Annotated in this window: 16 protein-coding genes; 6 read left to right on the top strand and 10 right to left on the bottom strand. The window is 75.5% G+C overall.

Annotation, left to right across the window (positions count from 1 at the left end; all coding sequences use genetic code 11):
- The first annotated feature begins 45 nt into the window (after positions 1-45).
- Positions 46-846: an EI24 domain-containing protein gene (locus QRT03_RS03255; RefSeq protein WP_286051044.1), complete on the top strand. Its 801-nt coding sequence runs from the start codon at positions 46-48 to the stop codon at positions 844-846.
- Positions 847-884: 38 nt separating this feature from the next.
- Here the strand turns inward: QRT03_RS03255 and QRT03_RS03250 are convergent, their stop codons facing one another.
- The 4 genes from QRT03_RS03250 to QRT03_RS03235 all read right to left on the bottom strand — a co-directional run bounded on the left by QRT03_RS03250 (position 885) and on the right by QRT03_RS03235 (position 4064).
- Positions 885-1373, bottom strand: coding sequence for a hypothetical protein (locus QRT03_RS03250; RefSeq protein WP_286051043.1), 489 nt, complete (start codon positions 1371-1373; stop codon positions 885-887).
- A 31-nt stretch (positions 1374-1404) separates the two neighbouring features.
- Positions 1405-2484, bottom strand: coding sequence for a DUF2399 domain-containing protein (locus QRT03_RS03245; protein WP_286051042.1), 1080 nt, complete (start codon positions 2482-2484; stop codon positions 1405-1407).
- A gap of 148 nt (positions 2485-2632) precedes the next feature.
- Positions 2633-3091, bottom strand: coding sequence for a hypothetical protein (locus QRT03_RS03240; protein ID WP_286051041.1), 459 nt, complete (start codon positions 3089-3091; stop codon positions 2633-2635).
- A gap of 10 nt (positions 3092-3101) precedes the next feature.
- Positions 3102-4064 (bottom strand): helix-turn-helix transcriptional regulator, encoded by a 963-nt coding sequence (locus QRT03_RS03235; protein WP_286051040.1) that lies wholly within the window; start codon positions 4062-4064, stop codon positions 3102-3104.
- 62 nt (positions 4065-4126) lie between these two features.
- On the opposite strand from QRT03_RS03235, the gene QRT03_RS03230 reads away from it, so the two are divergent.
- Positions 4127-4546: a VOC family protein gene (locus QRT03_RS03230; RefSeq protein WP_286051039.1), complete on the top strand. Its 420-nt coding sequence runs from the start codon at positions 4127-4129 to the stop codon at positions 4544-4546.
- 62 nt (positions 4547-4608) lie between these two features.
- On the opposite strand, the gene QRT03_RS03225 is transcribed toward QRT03_RS03230, so the two are convergent.
- From QRT03_RS03225 to QRT03_RS03210, 4 genes are all read right to left on the bottom strand, one after another.
- Positions 4609-5769, bottom strand: coding sequence for a TIGR02678 family protein (locus tag QRT03_RS03225; RefSeq protein WP_286051038.1), 1161 nt, complete (start codon positions 5767-5769; stop codon positions 4609-4611).
- An 82-nt stretch (positions 5770-5851) separates the two neighbouring features.
- Entirely contained in the window at positions 5852-7321 is a 1470-nt protein-coding gene (locus tag QRT03_RS03220; RefSeq protein WP_286051037.1) for a TIGR02677 family protein, read from the bottom strand.
- 1 nt (position 7322) lies between these two features.
- Entirely contained in the window at positions 7323-11507 is a 4185-nt protein-coding gene (locus tag QRT03_RS03215) for an SbcC/MukB-like Walker B domain-containing protein (protein ID WP_286051036.1), read from the bottom strand.
- Positions 11508-11531: 24 nt separating this feature from the next.
- Entirely contained in the window at positions 11532-12437 is a 906-nt protein-coding gene (locus QRT03_RS03210) for a phosphotransferase (RefSeq protein WP_286051035.1), read from the bottom strand.
- A gap of 38 nt (positions 12438-12475) precedes the next feature.
- On the opposite strand from QRT03_RS03210, the gene QRT03_RS03205 reads away from it, so the two are divergent.
- Positions 12476-13207 (top strand): YaaA family protein, encoded by a 732-nt coding sequence (locus tag QRT03_RS03205; RefSeq protein ID WP_286051034.1) that lies wholly within the window; start codon positions 12476-12478, stop codon positions 13205-13207.
- Between the two features lie 74 nt (positions 13208-13281).
- Positions 13282-14091, top strand: a complete 810-nt coding sequence (locus QRT03_RS03200; RefSeq protein WP_286051033.1) for a serine hydrolase domain-containing protein — start codon at positions 13282-13284, stop codon at positions 14089-14091.
- 61 nt (positions 14092-14152) lie between these two features.
- Here QRT03_RS03200 and QRT03_RS03195 read toward each other — a convergent pair whose 3' ends face one another.
- Both QRT03_RS03195 and QRT03_RS03190 read right to left on the bottom strand, forming a co-directional pair.
- Positions 14153-15148: a serine hydrolase gene (locus tag QRT03_RS03195; RefSeq protein WP_286051032.1), complete on the bottom strand. Its 996-nt coding sequence runs from the start codon at positions 15146-15148 to the stop codon at positions 14153-14155.
- A gap of 90 nt (positions 15149-15238) precedes the next feature.
- On the bottom strand, positions 15239-16171 hold the full coding sequence (locus QRT03_RS03190; RefSeq protein ID WP_286051031.1) for a mechanosensitive ion channel family protein: 933 nt from the start codon (positions 16169-16171) through the stop codon (positions 15239-15241).
- A 138-nt stretch (positions 16172-16309) separates the two neighbouring features.
- Here QRT03_RS03190 and QRT03_RS03185 point away from each other — a divergent pair, with 138 nt between their 5' ends.
- Together QRT03_RS03185 and QRT03_RS03180 are read left to right on the top strand one after the other, a co-directional pair.
- Entirely contained in the window at positions 16310-17647 is a 1338-nt protein-coding gene (locus QRT03_RS03185; protein WP_286051030.1) for a sodium/calcium exchanger protein, read from the top strand.
- Positions 17644-18660: a hypothetical protein gene (locus QRT03_RS03180; RefSeq protein WP_286051029.1), complete on the top strand. Its 1017-nt coding sequence runs from the start codon at positions 17644-17646 to the stop codon at positions 18658-18660. Before QRT03_RS03185 ends, QRT03_RS03180 begins: the two co-directional genes overlap by 4 nt.
- The last annotated feature ends 141 nt before the right edge of the window (positions 18661-18801 follow it).

Raw genomic sequence — 18801 nt, 5'->3', positions numbered from 1 at the left:
CGCGCCGCCCGTCACCCGAGTTGCGCGGGTGGGACGATCCGGGACGTGTCCGACCTCGCGCTCGGTGTCCGCCTCTACCTGCGGGCGGCCGGGATGGTGCTGCGCTCGCCGCGGCTGCTGCGGCTCGGGGCCCTGCCCGCGGTGGTGACGGCGCTGCTCTACGCCGTCGCCCTGGTCGTGCTCGTCCGGTACCTCGGCGACCTCGTCGGCGTGCTCACGGGGTTCGCGGACGCGTGGTCCCCCACTGCGCGGGAGGCGACCGAGGTCGTCGTCGGGATCGCGGTGCTCGCGGCGGTGGCGCTGGTCGCGGTGCTGACGTTCGTCGCCGTGACCCTCGCGATCGGCGGACCGTTCTACGAGAAGCTCTCCGAGATCGTGGACGACACGGTGGGCGGGGTGCCGGCCGGGCCGGAGCGGTCGTGGGCGGTGGCTCTGGCCCGCGGCGCGCGCGACGGGCTGCTGCTGGTGGGGATGTCGGTGCTGGTGGCGATCCCGCTGTTCGCCGCCGGGTTCCTGCCGGTCGTGGGGCAGACGGTCGTGCCGGTGGTCGCGGCGCTGGTCGGGGGACGCCTGCTCGTCCTGGAGCTGACGGCGCCCGCCCTGGAGCGGCGGGGCGTCGGGTTCGGGTCCCGACGACGGGTCGTGCGGTCCCGTCGGGTGCTCGGCTGGGCGGTCGGGGTGCCGACCTACCTGCTCTGCCTGATCCCGCTGGTCGGCATCGTCGCGGTGCCGATCGGTGCGGCCGCGGCGACGTTGGTGGCCCGGGAGATGCTCGGCGAGCCGACGGGCGTCCCGGCCCGCCCCGCGCCGCCACCCGTCGAGCGGAGGGCCCCCTCAGTCGATTAGGCGGGCCGTGGGCGCCCACCGCCGGACGGAGCGGACGGTCAGGTGGCCGGCGCCGGACGTTCGGCGAAGGCGCGCCACACGTGCGTCAGACCGACGAGGAACACGGCCGCGACCACGAACCCCTCGATCTGCAGGGGCACGAGTCCCGCCACCGGGGTGGGCACGAACGCCGTCGCCACCACCAGGGCGTACAGCACCGGGGCGAGGACGGCGAGCACCCGTTCACCGGCGCCGGGGAGCCCGCGGCGCCGGATCAGGAAGACCAGCGACTCCCCCAGCCCGATGACGCCCCCGAGGACGAACACCACCCGCCACGCGATCGGGTTGGAGCCGGCGAGCACCGAGGTCAGACCGAGGGTTCCGGGCAGCAGGAACAGCAGCGCCACGTGGAGCCGTTCGCGATGTCGACCCGGGTGCCGCCAGTCGGCGTGCGCGAGGTTGAGCGCCGTGAACCACAGCCCGAGCAGCGTGAAGCTGACCGAGGCGAGCAGCTGGTAGAAGGCCATCGCCGCCTGCGCATCCCCCATCCGGTGAGCGTGGCACGACGACCGGTCCCGGTCACCCGTCGATGCTCGCCAGCAGCTCGTCCATCACCCGCTCCTCGTCCACGGCACGGCCGTGCTCGGTCATGGCGCGCTGCAGCTCCGGATCCCACGGCGTCGGCGGGACCGGGTCGGTGAAGCGACGCAGGTCGGGGGTCAGCGCCTGCCGGTAGTCGGCCGCGGTCATGTGCCACGGGACGACGCCGAGCTGCGCCAGGCGGGCCGTGATCGCGACGCCGGCCGGGTCGAAGTCGCCGTGGTGGCGCACCTCCGCGCCGGCCTCGAGCAGGGCCCGGATCAGCGTCAGCGGCGCGGTCGTCGGGTTGCCGAGGGTGCACAGCATCGGCACGTCCAGTCCGCGCTGGACGGCCGCCTCGAGCAGCCGGGGATTCTCCACGCCGAGCACGACCGTGCCGGGCGGGACGTCGACGGCGAGGTCCCGGAGGTTCAGCGTCGACAGGTAGCTCGGTGCGCCGGCTCCGGTGGCCGCCCGGGTCGCGGCCGCGAGGCCGCCGCCCAGCAGCGGCAGCCCCCAGGTGAGGACCGGGGTCGCGACGAGGTCCCCGGGCAGCCCGGCGTCCTCCCAGAGGGCCGGGTCGTCCCAGCGGTCCCGACCCGATCGGCACGCGAGCGCCTGGCCGACCAGCCGGCGCGAGGGCGTGCCGCGGTCGAGCTCGTGGGCGTCGCCCAGCGCCTGCGCGGCGACCTCGGCCCGGCTGCGCGGTCCCGGCTCGCCGGCGACGGCGAGCACGCGGGCGACCGTGTCGACGGCGGCCCGGGCCGCCTCGTCGTCGGGGAGCCCCGGACGGACCACCTCGACCCACGCCGTCACCCACGGCTGCTCCCCGAGCGACGCCCGCGCGGCGTCCACGAGTGCGCCGTCGCGCCGGGCCCGCCGATCGCGGTCGGCATCGCGTGCCTCGCGCCGGCCCGTCGGCGAGCAGCCCGCGGCCACGAGCAGGGTGAGCAGGTCGGCGCCGTGGCGATCGAGCGCGCGGTCGAGCTGGGCGAGGTCCAGACGGCGGGTCGAGCGGCCGGGCACCAGTTCCCGGAGGCGGGCGCGGACGGCCGGCGGGAGTCCGTCGGGCAGGGACACCCAGCCACGATCGTGCAGGCCACGCCGGTCGAGCGTTGCCGACACGTGCTGCCACAGCGGGAGGAATTCAGGTTGCAGCAGGACCGGCGGAAGCGTCATCCCGGGTGCACCACCGCGGTGTGGTCCGGCTCCTCACCGAGCGACCGGTTCACCAGCGACGACCCTGACGTGCGTGCTCGTCCGCGACGCGTTCCGCCAGGCCGTCGATGCCACCGCGGATCATGCGGCCGTACCCGTCGTCGGGAAGGGCGCCCACCGCGGCCCGCGCACGCTCGAGGTGGTGGACGGCGCTCGGCAGATCCCGGGCCCGGAGGTAGGCGTCGCCCAGGTTGAGGTGCAACGACGGGTACATGGCCGCGACGTCGACCGGGGTCCCGTGGTCCGGTGGGATCGCGTCGGCCGCGTCGAGCGCCCGGAGGTCCCAACGGATCTCGTCGAGGACGTCCTCCTCGAGGTCGGCGGCGTAGTGGGCCAGCGCGCACCGGCGGAACGGGTCGGCCTGCGCCGCCGGGTCGTGCCACAGCTGCGTCAGCCGACGCCGTGCCTCGGCCGCCTCGCCCGCCCGCCCCTGCTCGACCGCCGCCCCGACCTCCGCCATCACGTCCACGCCCCGCACACTAGGACGACCCCCCGACGACCACGGCCCGCGCGAGACGTGCGTGCGCCGCGCCGAACGCCTCCCGCAGCTCCGCGGGCTCGACGTGGGTCATCTCCGCTCCGAAGGTCAGGTACAACCCGGCGAGCCCGCTCCAGGACCACGCGCCCATCGTGAGGCGGCAACTCGTCGTCGAGACCGCCTCGACGACGGCCCCTCCCGGCGCGAACTCCGCGACCACCGCGGCGGGCAGCGCCAGCTCGACGTGGCCCAGGCAGGGCCAGGGCGCCGGCCGGTCGCCGCGGTCGGCGGTGTGGCGCACGAACTCGACGGGCCCGCCGTCGGGAAGGGGTCGCTCGGCGAACCCGGCCCCGGTCGGGGGGTGCACCGTGATCCGGTCGAGCCGCAGGACCCGCCACCGTGCGGCCCACAGGTCGAAGGCGACCAGGTACCAGCGGGCGGCCCAGACCACGAGGTGGTGGGGTTCGACCCGCAGGGGGTCCCCGTCGTCGTCCAGGCGCAGCACCTGCCGGCGGCGGACCGCCGCCCCGACCTCGCGCACGAGCGCGGCCTCGATCGGCTCGGCCGGGAACTCCCACTGGTTGACGACGGGGATGATCGGCAGGTCGGCGTCCGTCCGCAGCCGGCGCGGCATGACGTGGCGCAGCGCGGCGAGTGCGCGCTGCGCGGACTCCTCGATCCCCCGTAACGCCGTCGACGCGGTCTGCAGCGCCACCACGACCGCGACGACCTGGTCCTCATCCAGCACGACGGGCGGCAGCGCCCCGCCGGGGCCGAGCCGGTAGCCGCCGCCGATGCCCTTGACCGGGTCGACGGCGTACCCCATCTCGCGCAGCACCTCGACGTCGCGGCGCAGGGTCCGTGGCGAGACGCCCAGCCGGTCGCACAGTTCCGGCCCCGACCACGTCCGTCCCGCACCGAGCATCGACAGCAGGCGCAGGGTCCTCGCCGAGGTGGTGGCCACGATCCTGCATCCTGCCGGACAAGCGGCCATCCGGCGGCCGCTCCTGCTGCCATCGTGCGGACATGACCAGCCTCGAAGGATCGTCGATCGACCACCTGAACCTGCCCGTCGCCGACCTCGACCGCGCGATCGCGTTCCACACCGCCGCGCTCGCACCGCTCGGGATCACGAGCCTCCTGCACGTCCTGCCCGACCCGGCGTCGGGGCAGAAGGCGATGCACGCGTTCGGCGTCGACGCGAAGCCCTTCTTCTGGGTGATCGACGCCGGGCGGGAGGTGCACCACGACAGCGACACCCACGTGGCGTTCACGGCCCCGGACCGCGACGTGGTCGACGCGTTCTTCGCGGCCGCGCTCGCCGCCGGGGCCACGGTGCTGCGCGAGCCGGGCGTGTGCCCGGAGTACCACCCGGACTACTACGGCGCGTTCGTCCGCGACCCGGAGGGCGTGAACCTGGAGGCGGTGTGCCACCGGGCGCCGTGATCATGGCGGCATGTGTGACGTCCGGTGTCAGCATGGCCGCACTGCTGACACCAGGGCGACGGCTACAGCAGCGTCGGCTGCTCCTCGACGTCCTCGCCCTCGACGACTATGACGTCCGGCGTGTACCGCGCGGCCGGCGGCAGCACCCGGACGGCGCCGTCGTCGGCCACCCCGACCAGGCGCATCGACACCAGCAGGGCGAGCACGTCGGCGGCGAACCGGTCGCGATCGGCGAGCGCGGCCTTCGACCAGTACCGGCCGTGCTCGGCGACCAGCTCGTCGAGGACCTCGCGCACGGAGGCCCAGGGGATCGGCTCCGGGTCCTCGGCGGGCCGGAACTGGTACACCAGCTCGCTGACCAGCAGCAACGCCGCGTGCGGGACGGTGCCGCCGGTCGGGAACGCGACGTCGGAGCACCCACCGTCGACGTCGAGCGCCGCGAGCCCCTCCGCGCGCGCCTCGAGCACGAGACCGGTGCGCGCCTCGATCCGGCGGCCCTCGTCCCCGGCGCGGCGACGCAGCTCGGCGAACCGCGCGGTGTCCAGGTCCGACGCCAGCACGACCGGGTCCTCGACCAGCCGCCGCCGCGCCGCCGTGGCCGCCGAGCCCCGCTCCCGCGCCCGGTCGACGAGCTCGTCCGGCGTCTCCGCGCCCACGACGGCCCCCGTCGGGAGCAGCGCCATCCGGTCCTGACGCACCTCGAGCAGCGCATCCGCGTCCGCGTCGTGCTCGTAGACCGCGACCCCGCGGTCGAGCTCGCGGATCATCCCCTGCGCGATCAGCCAGCGCAGCGCCGTCACCAGGGCCCGCCGCGACGCGGCGTCGGTGTCGAGCACGACCCCCGCCTCCGCTGCCGCGGAGTGCACCGCGTTGACCAGGTCGCGCAGGCTGGTGCGGTCCGGACCCGACGTCGTCGCCGCCAGGACCAGCGCCAACGCGGTGTACTCGGCCGAGGTGAACGGCCGCGGCGAGGCGGACACCGTGCGCAGCGGGCGGTCCGCCGGGACGTGCCCCGTCTTCACCAGCCGCACGGTGTCCGCGGTGACGACGAGCCGGTAGTTCAGCTCCTGCGTGAACCACGCGTCGAGGGCGTCGGCGTGCCGCCGGATCAGGGCGACGAGGTCCGGGTCGGTCTCCGCGGTGCGCCACGGCCGCGCGAGCAGGGCCCGCGTCGCCGCGACGAGCTCGCCGTCGCGCTGCGGGTCGGTGGCCGGCGCGCTCACGGGGCACTGCCTCGTCCGGAGCGAACGGCACTCTCGCAACCTCCAGGCGCGCGAGAGTGCCGTTCGTTCACCCCGGATGCGCTCACGGCGCCGCCTCGACCGTCAGCACCAGACCCTCCACCCGCAGCGCGCCCGCGTGGGTCGGCACGGACGTCGTCGTCCCCGGCTCCCGCCGGACCTCGCAGCGCACGCCGTCGAGGACGATGCTTCCCGACGACGAGTCCGGGCCCAGGTCCGCCACCGCGCGGGTGAGCACCCGCTGCAGCTCGCGCAGCGCCGGTTCGGAGAGGCGGGCGGCGAACCCGTCCGCACCGCTCTCGAGCAGCTCCGCCCGCGCCGCGGCGGCCCGCTTCTCGACCTCGGCCTTGCGGGCCAGCAGGTGCCGACGCTCCTGGGTGCGGTCCTGCACGCGGGAGGTCCGGCCACGGCTGGTCGTGTCGCCGCGCTCGCGCAGCGACACCGGCACCGTCGCGACCGGCGCGTCCCACCACGACACGGTGGGGTCGACGGGATCGGTGTCGTCGCCGCCGGCGACACCGAGGTGCCGGGCGCCGTAGAGCCCGAACGCGGCGGCGGCCAGCTCGTGCGCGCGCGGCGCGGGGGCGTGCGCGAAGAACCCCGCGAGCCGCAGGAAGTCCACCCGCCGCGACGATCCCGCCGTCCCGGTGCGGGAGAGGCGGGTCAGGTTCTGGGTGAGGGTCCGGACGGCGTCGACCGCGTCCCGTTCCAGCGTCTGGACCCGGCTCGGGCGGCCCGGGGTGGACACGAACCACGAGGCGAGGTTGTCCCAGTCCGCGGTCGCCCCACCGGGCTCCCGCCGGACCCGCACCGCCGACAGGCCGGCCGCGGCGACGCGGGCGGCCAGGCCGTCGGCCGCCCGGTCCACGATCGTCCCGACGACGGGTCCGAGCTCGACGAGCAGGCCCGCGATCGGGCGCGCGGACCGCCGCAGCGTCTCCAGCCGCTCGCCGACGTAGCCGATCAGCACCTCGGAGAAGAACGCGAACTCGTCCTCGTCGAGGTCGAACCGCGACTGCCACTGGTTGATCGCCGCGAAGAACTGGGTGATCTCGGCCGAGAACGCGACGTGCGGGTCGAACACCGCACGGACGGCCTCGGCGAGCCGGTCCGGCGGGGCGGTCGCGGCGTCCAGCCCGGACAGCGTATCCAGCGCGGCGCGGAGCTGCTCGAGGCGGCCCAGCGAGACGTCCCGGACGTCGTCGACCTGCGCGAGGACCCCCTCGACGAGGTCGTGCACCTCCTGGCCGACCCGCGTGATCAGGTAGCGGTCCCGACGGCGGTAGTAGTCCTCGACCGTGCCGACCTGCCCGACCGACGCGGAAACCTCGAGGTTGCCCCACGTCCGCAGCTGGTCGAGGCGGATCTTGACGGTGGCCTCGTCCAGCTCGTGCCCGGCCTCGGCCAGCCGCGCGGCGACCTCCCCCGGCGTCAGCTCCGCGAAGAACGTGCCCGCGAAGACGGCCAGGATCCACCGGTACTCCGGCGACTCGGTGACGTAGGAGAAGACGACCGGCCGGATCGTGGTGCCCACGTCAGGCCCCCACGGACAGCTCGTGGCCGTTCCAGCGGTAGTGCACCAGCGCGATCGCGCGCAGCTCCGGGTCGCGCAGCACCTCGGTGATCGCGAGCTCGGGGACGTTGGGGTGCGTGCCCCAGAGCCGCTCGGAGGTGACGACGAAGTCCACGTCCAGGTCCACGAGGAGCCCGAACAGCTTCGCGTGGTTGTCCTCGGAGACCTTCGCGAACGCGTCGTCGAGCAGCACCAGGCGCGGCGCACCGACCGCGTGCGGGTCGTGGGCGGCGGCGCTCGCGGCGGCCGCGCTGGCCATCGGCAGCACCGTGACCAGCTTCTTCTCGCCCTCGGACAGCGTCGTGCGCCGCGTCAGCAGCTCGTCGTTGCGCCCCGGACGGCGCAGGTAGATGCGCATCTCGTGCCAGGTCCGGTAGTCCAGGACGTCGGAGATGACGGTGCGGTAGGACGCCTCCGGGTCGGCCGCGCGGGCCTGCTCGACGAGGGTCTTCACCGCCTCGCGGACCTGGTCGTCCTCCTCGGGGGACCGGAGGTCGGGGTGCTTGCCGAGCAGCTCGAGAGCCGTCGCCGTCTCCGACTCGAGATCGCCCCGCGGGCGCCACTGGAGCCGGACGCCGATCCCCTGGCTGGACGTGACCCCGCGCAGGATCCGGTTCATCCGCTCGACCAGCTCACCGGCCGCGAACAGTGCGTCCGCGACCTCGCGGGCGATGCGGCCGTGCAGCAGGTTGCGCAGCGCCTGGTCCTGTTGCGCCGAGAGCAGGCTCGTCGCCCGCCGCCGCTGGACCGCGACCCGGTGCACCATCTGCGCGAGCACCGCACGCGTCGGGCCGGTGACGTGCACGGCGAGCGGGGTGCCGTCGGCACCGTCCCGGCCGCGCCGGGACTCGATGTCCCAGCCCGACGCCAGCCGGTCGCGCGTCTCGCGCAGCGCCTTCTCCAGCGCGTCCTCGGTGACCTGACGCCGCGGCGCGGGCAGCCGCTCGCGCAGGGCGTCGACCAGCTCCGCGGCACCCTCGACCGTGTCCGGTGTGACCGGCATCGGCTCCTCGGACCAGTCGGCTGCGCTGTCCGCGCTCTCGCCGTCCCCGCCCTCCGGCACGAACGGGCCGTTCGTCACGGAAGAAGGTGACGAACGGCCCGTTCGTGCAGAAGGAGCGGGGTCGCCACCGGCAGCAGGCTCGCGCTCCGCCGCCGCCAGCAGCCCCGGTACCTCGAGCGCATCGACCAGCCGGGCGCGCGCGCCGACGGCGGCCTTCTCGCGCTCGGCGAGCGTCTCGCGGGCGGACTCCACGCGCAGCTCCGCCTCCCGCACGGCGACCGTCGCGGTCGTCTGCTCCTCGCGGGCCGCGTCCACCCGGCCCGCGGTCTCCCGCAGGTGCCCGTCGAGCTCGGTGACCCGGGCCGCGACCTTGGCCGGTTCCTCGCCCAGGGCCGACTCGGCGGTCTCGAGCTCCGTGCGCACCGACGCCGCGTGGCCGGCGGCGGCGCGGTGGTCCGCCACGGCCGCGCCCAGGTCCGTGACCTCGCGCTCCCACGCCGTGATCGCCTCGCGCCACGACCGGGTGCTGCGCCGCACCCGCTCCCCGGCCGCCTCCACGGCCGCCAGGGCCCGTTCGGCGTCCGTGATCGCCTCGAGCAGGCCCTCGAGCCGCTCGGGGTCGGTGGGCAGGCCGGTCTCCGCGGCCTCCTGCTGCAGCCGGGCGACGGCATCGTCCGCCCGACGGCGTGCCTCGGCGGCCGCCGCGGTCCGCTCCGCGGCGCGGCCGCGGGCCTCCTGCGCGTAGCGGTCGGCGCCGGTCGCGGCGACCACCGCGTCGTCCACGGTGCGGGTGCCGGGCAGCTCGCGGACCAGGCGCCGGAGGGTCTCGGCGTGCTCGTCGAGGGCCTCAGCGACCCCCCGGGCGGCCGCGAGGCGCGACTCGGCGTCGTCCACCTGCGCCGCCAGCTCGGCGAGCCGCCGGGCGCGGGCCTGTTCGCGCGCTCCGGCGCCGACGTACTCCGCGGCGGGCTTCGTGTGCCGGCCGCGCAGCGGGCCCGCCCCGAACGACCCGTCCTCGCCGACCCACAGCGCCGCGCCCGGCGCCGTCCCGAGGGCCCCGAGCACGCCCGCCACGACCTCCACGGGCACCGTGCCGGTGTCGACGGGCACCAGCCGGGGTCCCGGGCCGACGGGATGACCCGCCGTCACGAGCAGCTCGCCACCCTCCCCGCGCAGCTGCCCGTCCGGGTCGACCCGGGCGGCGAGCAGACCCGAGGCCTCCAGGGCCGCCTCGAGGCCCGCGCGGGCGGCGTCGTCGAGGTCGTCGGCGAAGTCGACCAGCGACGCGAACAGCACGGCGTCGTCGACGCCTGCATCCGTCCGCCACGGCTCACGGGGCAGCGGCAGTTCCCCGGCGGCCTCGACCCGGGCGTGCTCGGCGCGTAGCGCGGCGAGCTCGTCGTCGACCTCGCCGACCCGGCCGGTCGCGCGGGCCCGCGCCGCGGACAGTGCGCCGGAGGCGTCGTCGGCCGCACGCCGGGCGGCGCCGACGAGGGCCTCGGCGCGGGCCCGGAGGTCGTCGACCGGCTCGCCCTCGGCCTCGCGGGCCGGGGCCGGCAGCCAGCCGGCGGTGCCGCCCGGCTCGGCCGCGGGGACCGCTGCGAGGTGCGCCCGGAACCGCTCCTGCCAGGCCGCAACGGCCTCGGTGTGCTCGTCGGCCGCCACCCGCGCGGCCCGGCGGGCGACGTCGGCCTGCTCGGCGGCCTCGGCCGCGCGCTCGCCCGCCTCGGCCGCCTCGTCCTCGGCGCGGGCGGCGGAGGCGGTCTCGCGATCGGCCGCGCCGGCGCGTTCACGCAGGTCGCGGATGGTCGTGCGGTGCGTACGCAGCCCGTCGGCCACCCCGACGAGCGCGGCGGGGAGGTCCTCGGCGGGCTCGGTGCCGCCGTCCTCCGGGACGTCCAGCGAGGTCCCGCTCGCGGCGTCGTCGCGGGGTTCGGTGACGAGCGCCGGCGGGTCGGGGAGCCGGACCGGCGCGGAGGCCGCCCGGGCCGCCGTCGCCACCTCACGCAGGTGCTCCGCGACCCCGGCGAGGTCCGATTCCACCTGCCCCTTCGCCCCGGCGGCGCTCCCGGCGGCCGTGGTGACCCGCGCGAGCGCGCGGCCGCGGACGCCGTCCAGGGTGCCCGCCGCCTCGTCGGCGCGGGACAGCTCGTCGCGACGGCGGACGAGGTCGGCGTGCGCGGAGTACTCCGGCAGGCTCACCAGGCCCTGCCGCTCGGAGGTGGCGCGGGCGTGCTCGTCGGTCAGCTCGCCGACGACGCGGACGGCCTCGTCGCGGGCGGTCGTGGCCCGCTGCGCGGCGTTCCGCTCGCGCTCCACGCGCCGGGTCGCGGTCCGGGCCGCGTCGACCGCGGCCGCGGCGCCCTCGACCGCGGTCATCAGCACGCGGCGCGCGTAGTCGGTGTAGACCTCCACGACCCCGTCGAGCGCCTCAGCGGTCGTGGCCAGGTCGGTGACGTTGCGCCGGTGGTCCTCGAGGTCCTCGAGGGGCTGCGCGGCGTCGTTGACCGCGTCCTCGGGCACCGGGGGCAGGGCCTCGCGCAGGGTGCGGGGCAGGTCGGTGTCGATACGGTCACCGACGCGCGGGTTGCGGACCTGGTGGAGCAGCCGGAAGTACGCCGTCGGGTCGGTGCCGCCGAAGAACCGGCGGGCGACCTCGGCGCGGTACTCGGCGGTGGAGGTGAACACCTGCCCTCGGGTGCCGAGCTCGGAGCGCAGCGCGTCCGCCGAGAACGGCACGTCGGCCTCGGTGAGCCGGAAGTCCAGCCTCGCCCGCCGGTCGGTGGAGAACCACCAGGTGGTGACGCGGTCGGTCGACCGGTTGGCGCGGATCCCGCAGCCGACCGTGCGGTACTCCCCGGCCCGCACGAACTCGATCCACAGGTAGCCGGTCCGCTGGGTGTCCTCGTTGTCCGAGAGCATCCAGGAGCGGAGCACCCCGCGCTGCTCCCCGGCCGCGTCGATCTTGCGCACGTCGGCCTCGAGCAGGAACGGCAGCAGCATGTTCATCGCCGTCGACTTGCCCGAGCCGTTCACCCCGCGCAGCAGCAGACGGCCGCCGCCGAAGTCCAGCACCTCGTCCTGGTACTGGTAGACGTTCAGGATCCCGGCGCGCGACGGCTGCCACCGGGCAGGGGAATCCACCCGGAGGAGGGTACGGAACCCCTCTCAGGCGCCTGCGAAGGGCGACGGCGCCGAGTACGTCGCCAGGGTCTCGCGGGCCGCGTCGGCGTAGGGCCCCTCCCCGCCGACCGCGCGGTGCCAGACCAACGCGCGGGCGACGACGGCGGCCCGGCACGCCAGCGTGCAGGTCGCGACCAGCTCGGCGTGCGGGGCCAGGTCGGCGAACACGTCCAGGTAGGCGTCCCGTACCCGGCGCACCGCGCGGTCGTCCGGATCGACCCCGAGTGTCCGGGCCAGGGCGCCGAGCCCGACGAGCATGCTCGCGAAGGGGTGCGCGACGACCGCGTCGCCCCAGTCGTAGAAGCGGCCCGAGGTGAGCACGTTGCCCGGGTGCAGGTCCTGGTGGTCGACACTGACGAGGTCCGCAGCCGGCGCGGTGGCCAACACGCGGGCCCAGCCGGCGACGGCGGCCCGGCAGGCCTCGGCGTCGGGAAGGCCCGTCACGGCCACCGCCTCGGCGCAGCGCGCGTCGAGCGCGGCGGGCGCGGCGTCCGGGAGCCCGATCGCGACCAGCTCCGCCCGGTGCGGGGCCATGGCGCGCTGCAGCCGCCCGTACGCCGCGAACGCCTCCGCGAGATCGGGCGCGAGCCGCTCGCGCGGACCGTCCGCGAGCGTCGATCCGCCGTCGGGAAGGAGGAGCAGCCCCCGACCCTCGTCGAGGGCCAGGGGGACGAGGACCGCGTCCGGCACCGTCGCGGCCAGGAGTCGGTACAGGCCGACCTCGGGGCGCGTGGGCGGCGTCGTGACCTTCAGCCACACCGGGCCGTCCGCGGTCGGCAGGCGCAGCACGGAGGCCCAGGACCGTTCACGCGCCGTGGGCGGTCCCGTGCGCGTGGTGCGGGCGTCGGCCCACGCGAGTTCGGCCGCGAACCGCTGCTCCACCCCACCCATCGGTCACCTCCCGCTGCCCGGGGAGGAATCATGCCGGGGTGCTCGTCGTCCTCCCACCCTCCGAGACGAAGGCGTCCGGCGGCCGCGGGACGCCGCTCGACCTGGATGCACTGTCGTTCCCGTCGTTGACCGACACCCGCGCGAAGCTCGTCGACGCCGTCGTCGCCCTCGCCGACGACGTCCCCGCCTCGCGGACCGCCCTCGGCGTGAGCGAGCGCCAGGACGACGAGATCGAGCGCAACGCCGCGCTGTGGACCGCCCGGACGGCCCCGGCGCTGCGGCGCTACACCGGGGTGCTCTACGACGCGCTGGACGCCCCGTCCCTGACGCCGGGCGCCCGTGGGCGGATCGCGGTGTGCTCGGCGCTGTTCGGCCTCGTCATGGGTACCGACCCGATCCCGGCCTACCGGCTGTCCGCCGACTCCGCCGTGCCCGGGTACGGCGGGCTGCGCACGGTGTGGCGGCCGGTGCTGGGCCCGGTGCTGGCCGATCTCGACGAGCACGTGGTCGACCTGCGATCCGGCGGGTACATGGCCCTCGCGCCCGCCCGCGGCGCCACCACGCTGGACGTCGTCTCCGAGGCGCCCGACGGGTCGCGGAGCACGGTCAGCCACGCGAACAAGTCGTTCAAGGGGCGCGCCGCCCGGCTGCTCGCCTCGACCCGCCGTCGCCCGAAGGACACCGGCGCCGTCCTCGCGGTGCTCGCCGACGCGGGGCTGCGGGTGGAGCGGGCCGGCGAGACGTCGCTGCTCCTCGTCGTGCCGCGCTGATACCGCCGACGTCCGTGACGTCCGGTGTCAGCATGGCCGCACCGCTGACATCAGCTCCTCTAGGGTGGCCCGCCGTGGACAGCCTCGCGCGGGTGGACGACTGGCCGGTGGACCACGTGGCAGCGGCGGTCGTGACGGCGGACGGGACCACCACCCACGGACCGACCGACCGGGCCTTCCGCCTCGCCTCGGTGACCAAGCCCCTGGTCGCCGTGGCCGCGTTGCTCGCCGTCGAGGAGGAGGCGATCACCCTCGACGAGCCGGCCGGGCCGGAGGGATCCACCGTCCGCCACCTGCTCGCGCACACCTCGGGCCTGGCGTTCAACGAGCAGAAGGTGATGGCCGAGCCCGGGAAGCGGCGGCTGTACTCCTCGGCCGGGTTCGAGGTGCTCGCCGACCACATCGCGGAGCGCACCGGCATCGCGTTCCCCGAGTACCTCGACGAGGCCGTCTGTGCGCCGCTCGGGATGACGTCGACGACGCTCGAGGGCTCGGCCGGCCACGGCGCCACCTCGACGGTCGACGACCTCGTGCTCCTGGCCCGGGAGCTGCTCGCCCCGTCCCTGCTCGCGCCCGAGACCCTCGCCGACGCGACCTCGGTGCAGTTCCCCGGCCTCACCGGCGTGCTGCCCGGGCTCGGCTACCAGAAGCCGAACGACTGGGGCCTGGGCTTCGAGCTGCGCGACCACAAGTCGCCGCACTGGACCGGCGCGGACAGCTCGCCGTCCACCTTCGGCCACTTCGGGCAGTCGGGCACGTTCCTGTGGGTCGACCCGGACGTGCGCGCCGCGAGTGTGGTCCTGACCGACCGCGACTTCGGCGACTGGGCGAAGGAGGCGTGGCCACCCTTCACGGACGCGGTCCTGGCCGAGATCCGTTCCTGACGATGCGGCGATCCTGCCACTGGACGACAGCAACGACGCTTTGCCGCCACACCGACGCCGCTCAGACCAGCGCCGCCCGCAGCGCGCCGACGGCGTCGTCGATCACCGCGCGCGCGGCGCCGTAGCCGAACGGCTGGTTGGACAGCACCGCCACGACGAAGCGCCCCTGCGGATCGAGCACGCCCGCGCTGTGCAGGTCGATCGAGCTCTGCAGGCAGCACAGCCAGCCCTGCTTCGCCGCGACACCGCGCTGGTCGGGGGCCAGCAGGCCGAAACCCTGGTCGAAACCGTCCGAGGCGGTGGTGGGGGCGTCGGACATGGCGCCGAGCACCAGGTCGCGGTCGGCGGGTGCCATCGTCTCCAGGACGTGCCGGAACACCGTGGTCATGTCCCGGGCGGAGAGCTGGACCTCGCCCCACTGCGACGGGTCGTCCGGGACGGCCGTGTCCTGCAGGTCGAGCCGCTCCACGACCCGGGTGATCCCCGACTGCCCGCCGAAGCGGCTCCACAGCGCGTTCATCGACGGGTCGTCGCTCGGTCCGAGGGCGGCGCGGATCAGCCGCCGGTCCCCGGCGGTGACCGTCTCGCGGCCCTCCGCACCCCGGTCGAGCAGGTCGACGACCGTGAGCAGCTTGGACAGCGACGCCGAGTTCATCGCCTCGTCCGCCTCGTCGTTGAGCGCCAGCGCTCCGGTGGCACGGTCCAGGACGGCGATGCCCACGTCGGCGCCCCGCCGGGTCACGGTCGCGTCGGCCGCCTCCACCGCGGCCTGCGCCGGTGACGGGGCGGGGGCCGCGGCCGGGGGCGGCGTGACCGTCGGGACGGGGGCGGGCGCCGCCACCGGCGTCGGGGCCGGGGCGACCTGCTCGGTCTCCACCCGGGGGTCGAGCAGCCCGAGCAGGAGGGGTCCGCCGACGACGAGCACCGCGACGACGGCCGCCGTCAGCAGGAGTCCGCCCGACCGGCGGAACCCGGGACGGCGCGACGGACGGAGCAGTCCCCGCCGTCGGGACGGCGCGGCGCGGCGCCCGGCCGAGCGGGACCGCGCGCGAGTCACCCCCCGATGATGCCCGCGCCCGTGTCCGTTCCGTACACCGGTGGCGGCGGAACGTGAGCGATCGGACAGCAGGGTCATCGGTGGGCTGGGTCAGGCGGCGGTGCGTAGGTCGCTGACGACGCGCTCGGTCACGGCGCGCTTGACCGCCCACTGCCGGTTCGGACGGGTCTTCGTGGTCAGCCGCAGCGTCATGCCGCTCTCGGTGACCGACTGCACGCCGAGCACGCGCGGCGGCTCGAGGACGTCGTGGGCCAGGCCGGCACCGACCGCCTCCCGCGCGGCCTCCGCCGCGACGCGGCCGGCCTCCTCGACGTCCGCGTCGAGCTCCAGCGGCACGTCGACGACGGCGACCGCGTGGTCCTGCGACGCGTTGCCGACGCGCTCGATCGTGCCGTTGCGGACGTACCAGACCACGCCGGCGTCGTCGCGGACCGACGTCGTCCGCAGCCCGACCCGCTCGATCGTCCCGACGGCGTCGCCGAGGTCGACGTGGTCACCGACCCCGTACTGGTCCTCCAGCAGCATGAAGATCCCGGAGAGGAAGTCCTTGACGAGGTTCTGCGCCCCGAAGCCGACCGCGAGGCCGAGCACCCCGGCCGACGCCAGGACCGGCGCGAGGTTCACCCCGAACCGGGAGAGCACCATCATGAAGGCGGTCCCCAGGATCAGGATGCTCGCGGCCGAGCGCAGCACGGACGCGACCGTGCGGGCCCGCTGGGCGCGGCGGGCGGACCCGAAGGCCTCGATCCGCTCGGCGTCGCTCATCCCGCGCCGTCGGCGGAGCAACGACAGGAGACCGGGGACGCCGGCCCCGGTCGCGACGTGCGTGATGACGCGGTTGACCACGAGCCGCACGAGGGCGGCGACGGCGACGATCAGGACCACCGACACCAGGACCGAGATCGTCGAGTCGGCGTCGCGGGAGAGCCACGCCACTCCGGTCCAGGAGTAGACGCGGGCGCACCAGGAGCCGGCGTCGGCGACGCAGTCCGGAGCAGGGATTCCGGGAGCCTGGGCGAGCACGGATCACCTCGGCGTGCAGATCGGGGAGCTGATGTGCAGGCCTCGCCACGGTGCCCGACCACGCCGGGTGCACGGACACCGGGGGGCTCCGGCGCGCCCGGCGGGTGGACCTGCCCCGACTCGGGTAGTGATTCGGACATGTCGGCCGCCCGCAACAGCTCGCCCCTGCTCGTGGGGGGCGCCGTCCTCGTCGCCGTACCCGGCGTCGTGATGAGTCTCGGGGGGCTGTCGCTGACCCCGCCCGTCGACGCCCTGCTCTACGGCCTCGCGATCGTCGGGGCCGCCTTCCTGCTCTCGTGGGCGGCCGAGGCGGCCCAGGTCGACATCTCCGCCGGGCTCGCGATCGCCCTGCTCGCCCTCGTCGCGGTGCTGCCCGAGTACGCGGTCGACTTCGTCTTCACCATCCAGGGCGGCAACGCCTACGCCGAGTTCGGCCCGACCTGCCTGCCACCGGGCTCCACCGAGCAGTCGCCCTGCGGCCTCGCGCTGGCCAACATGACCGGCGCGAACCGGATCCTCGTCGGCGTGGGCTGGGCGCTGGTCGTGCTGCTGGCCGCGATCCGGCTGCGCACCTCCGCCGGCCGCAACGGCGCGATCGGTGACGGCGGGACGAGCCATCGCGAGGGTCACGCCACCCGCGTCACGCTCAGCCGCACGGACTCGGTGCCGCTGATGTTCCTGCTGCTCGCCACCCTCTACTCGCTGACGCTGCCGCTGCGGGTGAGCATCACGTTCGTCGACCTGGTGGTGCTCGTCGGGATCTTCGTGGCCTACAGCATCCGGGTCGCGCGGGCCCCCGCCGAGGACCCGGACCTCATCGGGCCGTCGGCGTGGATCGGGGAGAAGACCACCACGCCGCGGCGCACCTGGTACATCGGGCTGTTCGTCCTCGCGGCCGCGATCATCATCGCGTGCGCCGAGCACTTCGCCGACGCCCTCGTCGAGACCGGCACCGAACTCGGGATCAGCCAGTTCTTCCTCGTCCAGTGGCTCGCGCCGCTCGCCTCGGAGGCTCCGGAGCTGCTCGTCGCGGGCCTCTACGCGTGGCGGCTGAAGACGACGGACGCGCTGGCCACCCTGGTCTCCTCGAAGGTCAACCAGTGGTCGCTGCTGGTGGGCACGCTGCCGCTGGTCTTCGCGATCGCGGCGGGCTCGTTCAACGGCCTGCCGATCGACGTCGACCAGCGCGAGGAGCTGCTGCTCACCGCCGCCCAGTCGCTGTTCGCGGTGGCGCTGCTGGTCACCCTGTCGATCTCGGTGAAGGGCGCCCTGGCGCTCCTCGGTCTGTTCGTCGCCCAGTTCCTGCTCGCGGCCTTCCTGCCCGCGCCGCTCCAGGAGACCGAGCTGCTCATCCTCTCCGGGGTGTACCTGGTGCTCGCGATCATCCTCTTCGTCCGGCAGCGGAAGGCTCTGGTGGGATTGGTCCGCGACGGGCTGCGGACGCCCTACTCGGAGCTCGCCAAGGAGAACGCGTGACGAAGCTGGCCGTGATGTGGGTGCACGGCGTCGAGATCGCGGACTCCCGCTTCGCGGACACCTCGATCGCCCTGCTGCGCGAGGAGTTCACCCGCATCGCCGGGGTGGACGCCGACGACGCCCTCGCGCTGCACACGGCGTTCTGGGCCCCGGAGTACGAGCGGCGCCAGGACACCCTGCTGCGCCGCATGGGCGGCGCCCGCGCCGAGGGGGTGTTCGACCTGCTCGACTCGCTGGGCGGCGCCGCCGACCGCGGCTCGGTCGGGGCGCTGCTCGGGCTGGTCGCGTCGGGCCTCGTCCGCAGCCTGCCGGGCACCCCGGACTTCCACTTCCCGACGCTGCGGTGGCTGATCGTGCACTACCTCGGCGACGCGATCAGCTACCAGGCGGGCGCGGTGGACCGGACGCTGTACGACGGCGTCCATCGGCACCTCGCCCAGTGCCTGCACGACCTCGCGGGCGAGGCGGGCACCGATGCCCCGCTGTGCGTGCTGGCGCACTCCCTGGGCACCGTGGTGGCGAGCAACTTCTTCTACGACCTGCAGGTCGCGGGCGGGCTGCACACCTCCGGCTCGGCGGGGGTCTCCCCGGAGGTGGCCGACGAGCTGGACGACACCCCGCTCGAGCGGGGCGAGACGCTCGGGTGGTTCCACACGCTCGGCTCGCCGCTGGCGCTGTTCGCCCAGCGCCACCCCGACTTCGGGACGCCGCTCACGGTGCCCCACCCGGCGCTCGCGCAGCGCCACCCCCGGGTGGGCGGCGAGTGGGTCAACGTCTGGGACCCCGACGACGTCATCTCCTCGCCGCTGCGTCCCCTCAACGGCGCCTACGGCGACGCGGTGGCCGAGGACCGGACCGTGCACGTCGCCCCGTGGTGGCTCGGCTGGACCCCGCTGGCACACCCGTTCTACTGGAACGACGTCCGGGTGATCCGCCCGATCGCGACCCAGCTCGCGATGGCGTGGCACCGGATGCAGGACGACGCCGCACCCCGCTCCGTCACGGTCGGGTAACACGGCGCGCGGCCGGGTCGATCTTCCGTACGCCCTCGTCCGCCGGCTCCCGGGAGTCCTCGCCCATGTCGCGTCCACCGACCCGCCGTGATCCGGGTCGGGTGTCCGTCCAGGTGGCGAGGCCCGGCGGCGGTGCGCCGG

It is taken from the genome of Actinomycetospora termitidis, from assembly GCF_030286555.1.
Lineage (GTDB): Bacteria > Actinomycetota > Actinomycetes > Mycobacteriales > Pseudonocardiaceae > Actinomycetospora > Actinomycetospora termitidis.
This window is presented reverse-complemented; position numbering and strand designations above follow the sequence as displayed.

Excerpts from the sequence above, each read along its gene's own strand:
- QRT03_RS03230 (WP_286051039.1), top strand. The coding sequence starts at position 4,127 with ATGACCAGCCTCGAAGGATCGTCGATCGACCACCTGAACCTGCCCGTC.
- QRT03_RS03250 (WP_286051043.1), bottom strand. The coding sequence starts at position 1,373 with ATGGGGGATGCGCAGGCGGCGATGGCCTTCTACCAGCTGCTCGCCTCG.
- QRT03_RS03210 (WP_286051035.1), bottom strand. The coding sequence starts at position 12,437 with ATGGGTGGGGTGGAGCAGCGGTTCGCGGCCGAACTCGCGTGGGCCGAC.
- QRT03_RS03185 (WP_286051030.1), top strand. The coding sequence starts at position 16,310 with ATGTCGGCCGCCCGCAACAGCTCGCCCCTGCTCGTGGGGGGCGCCGTC.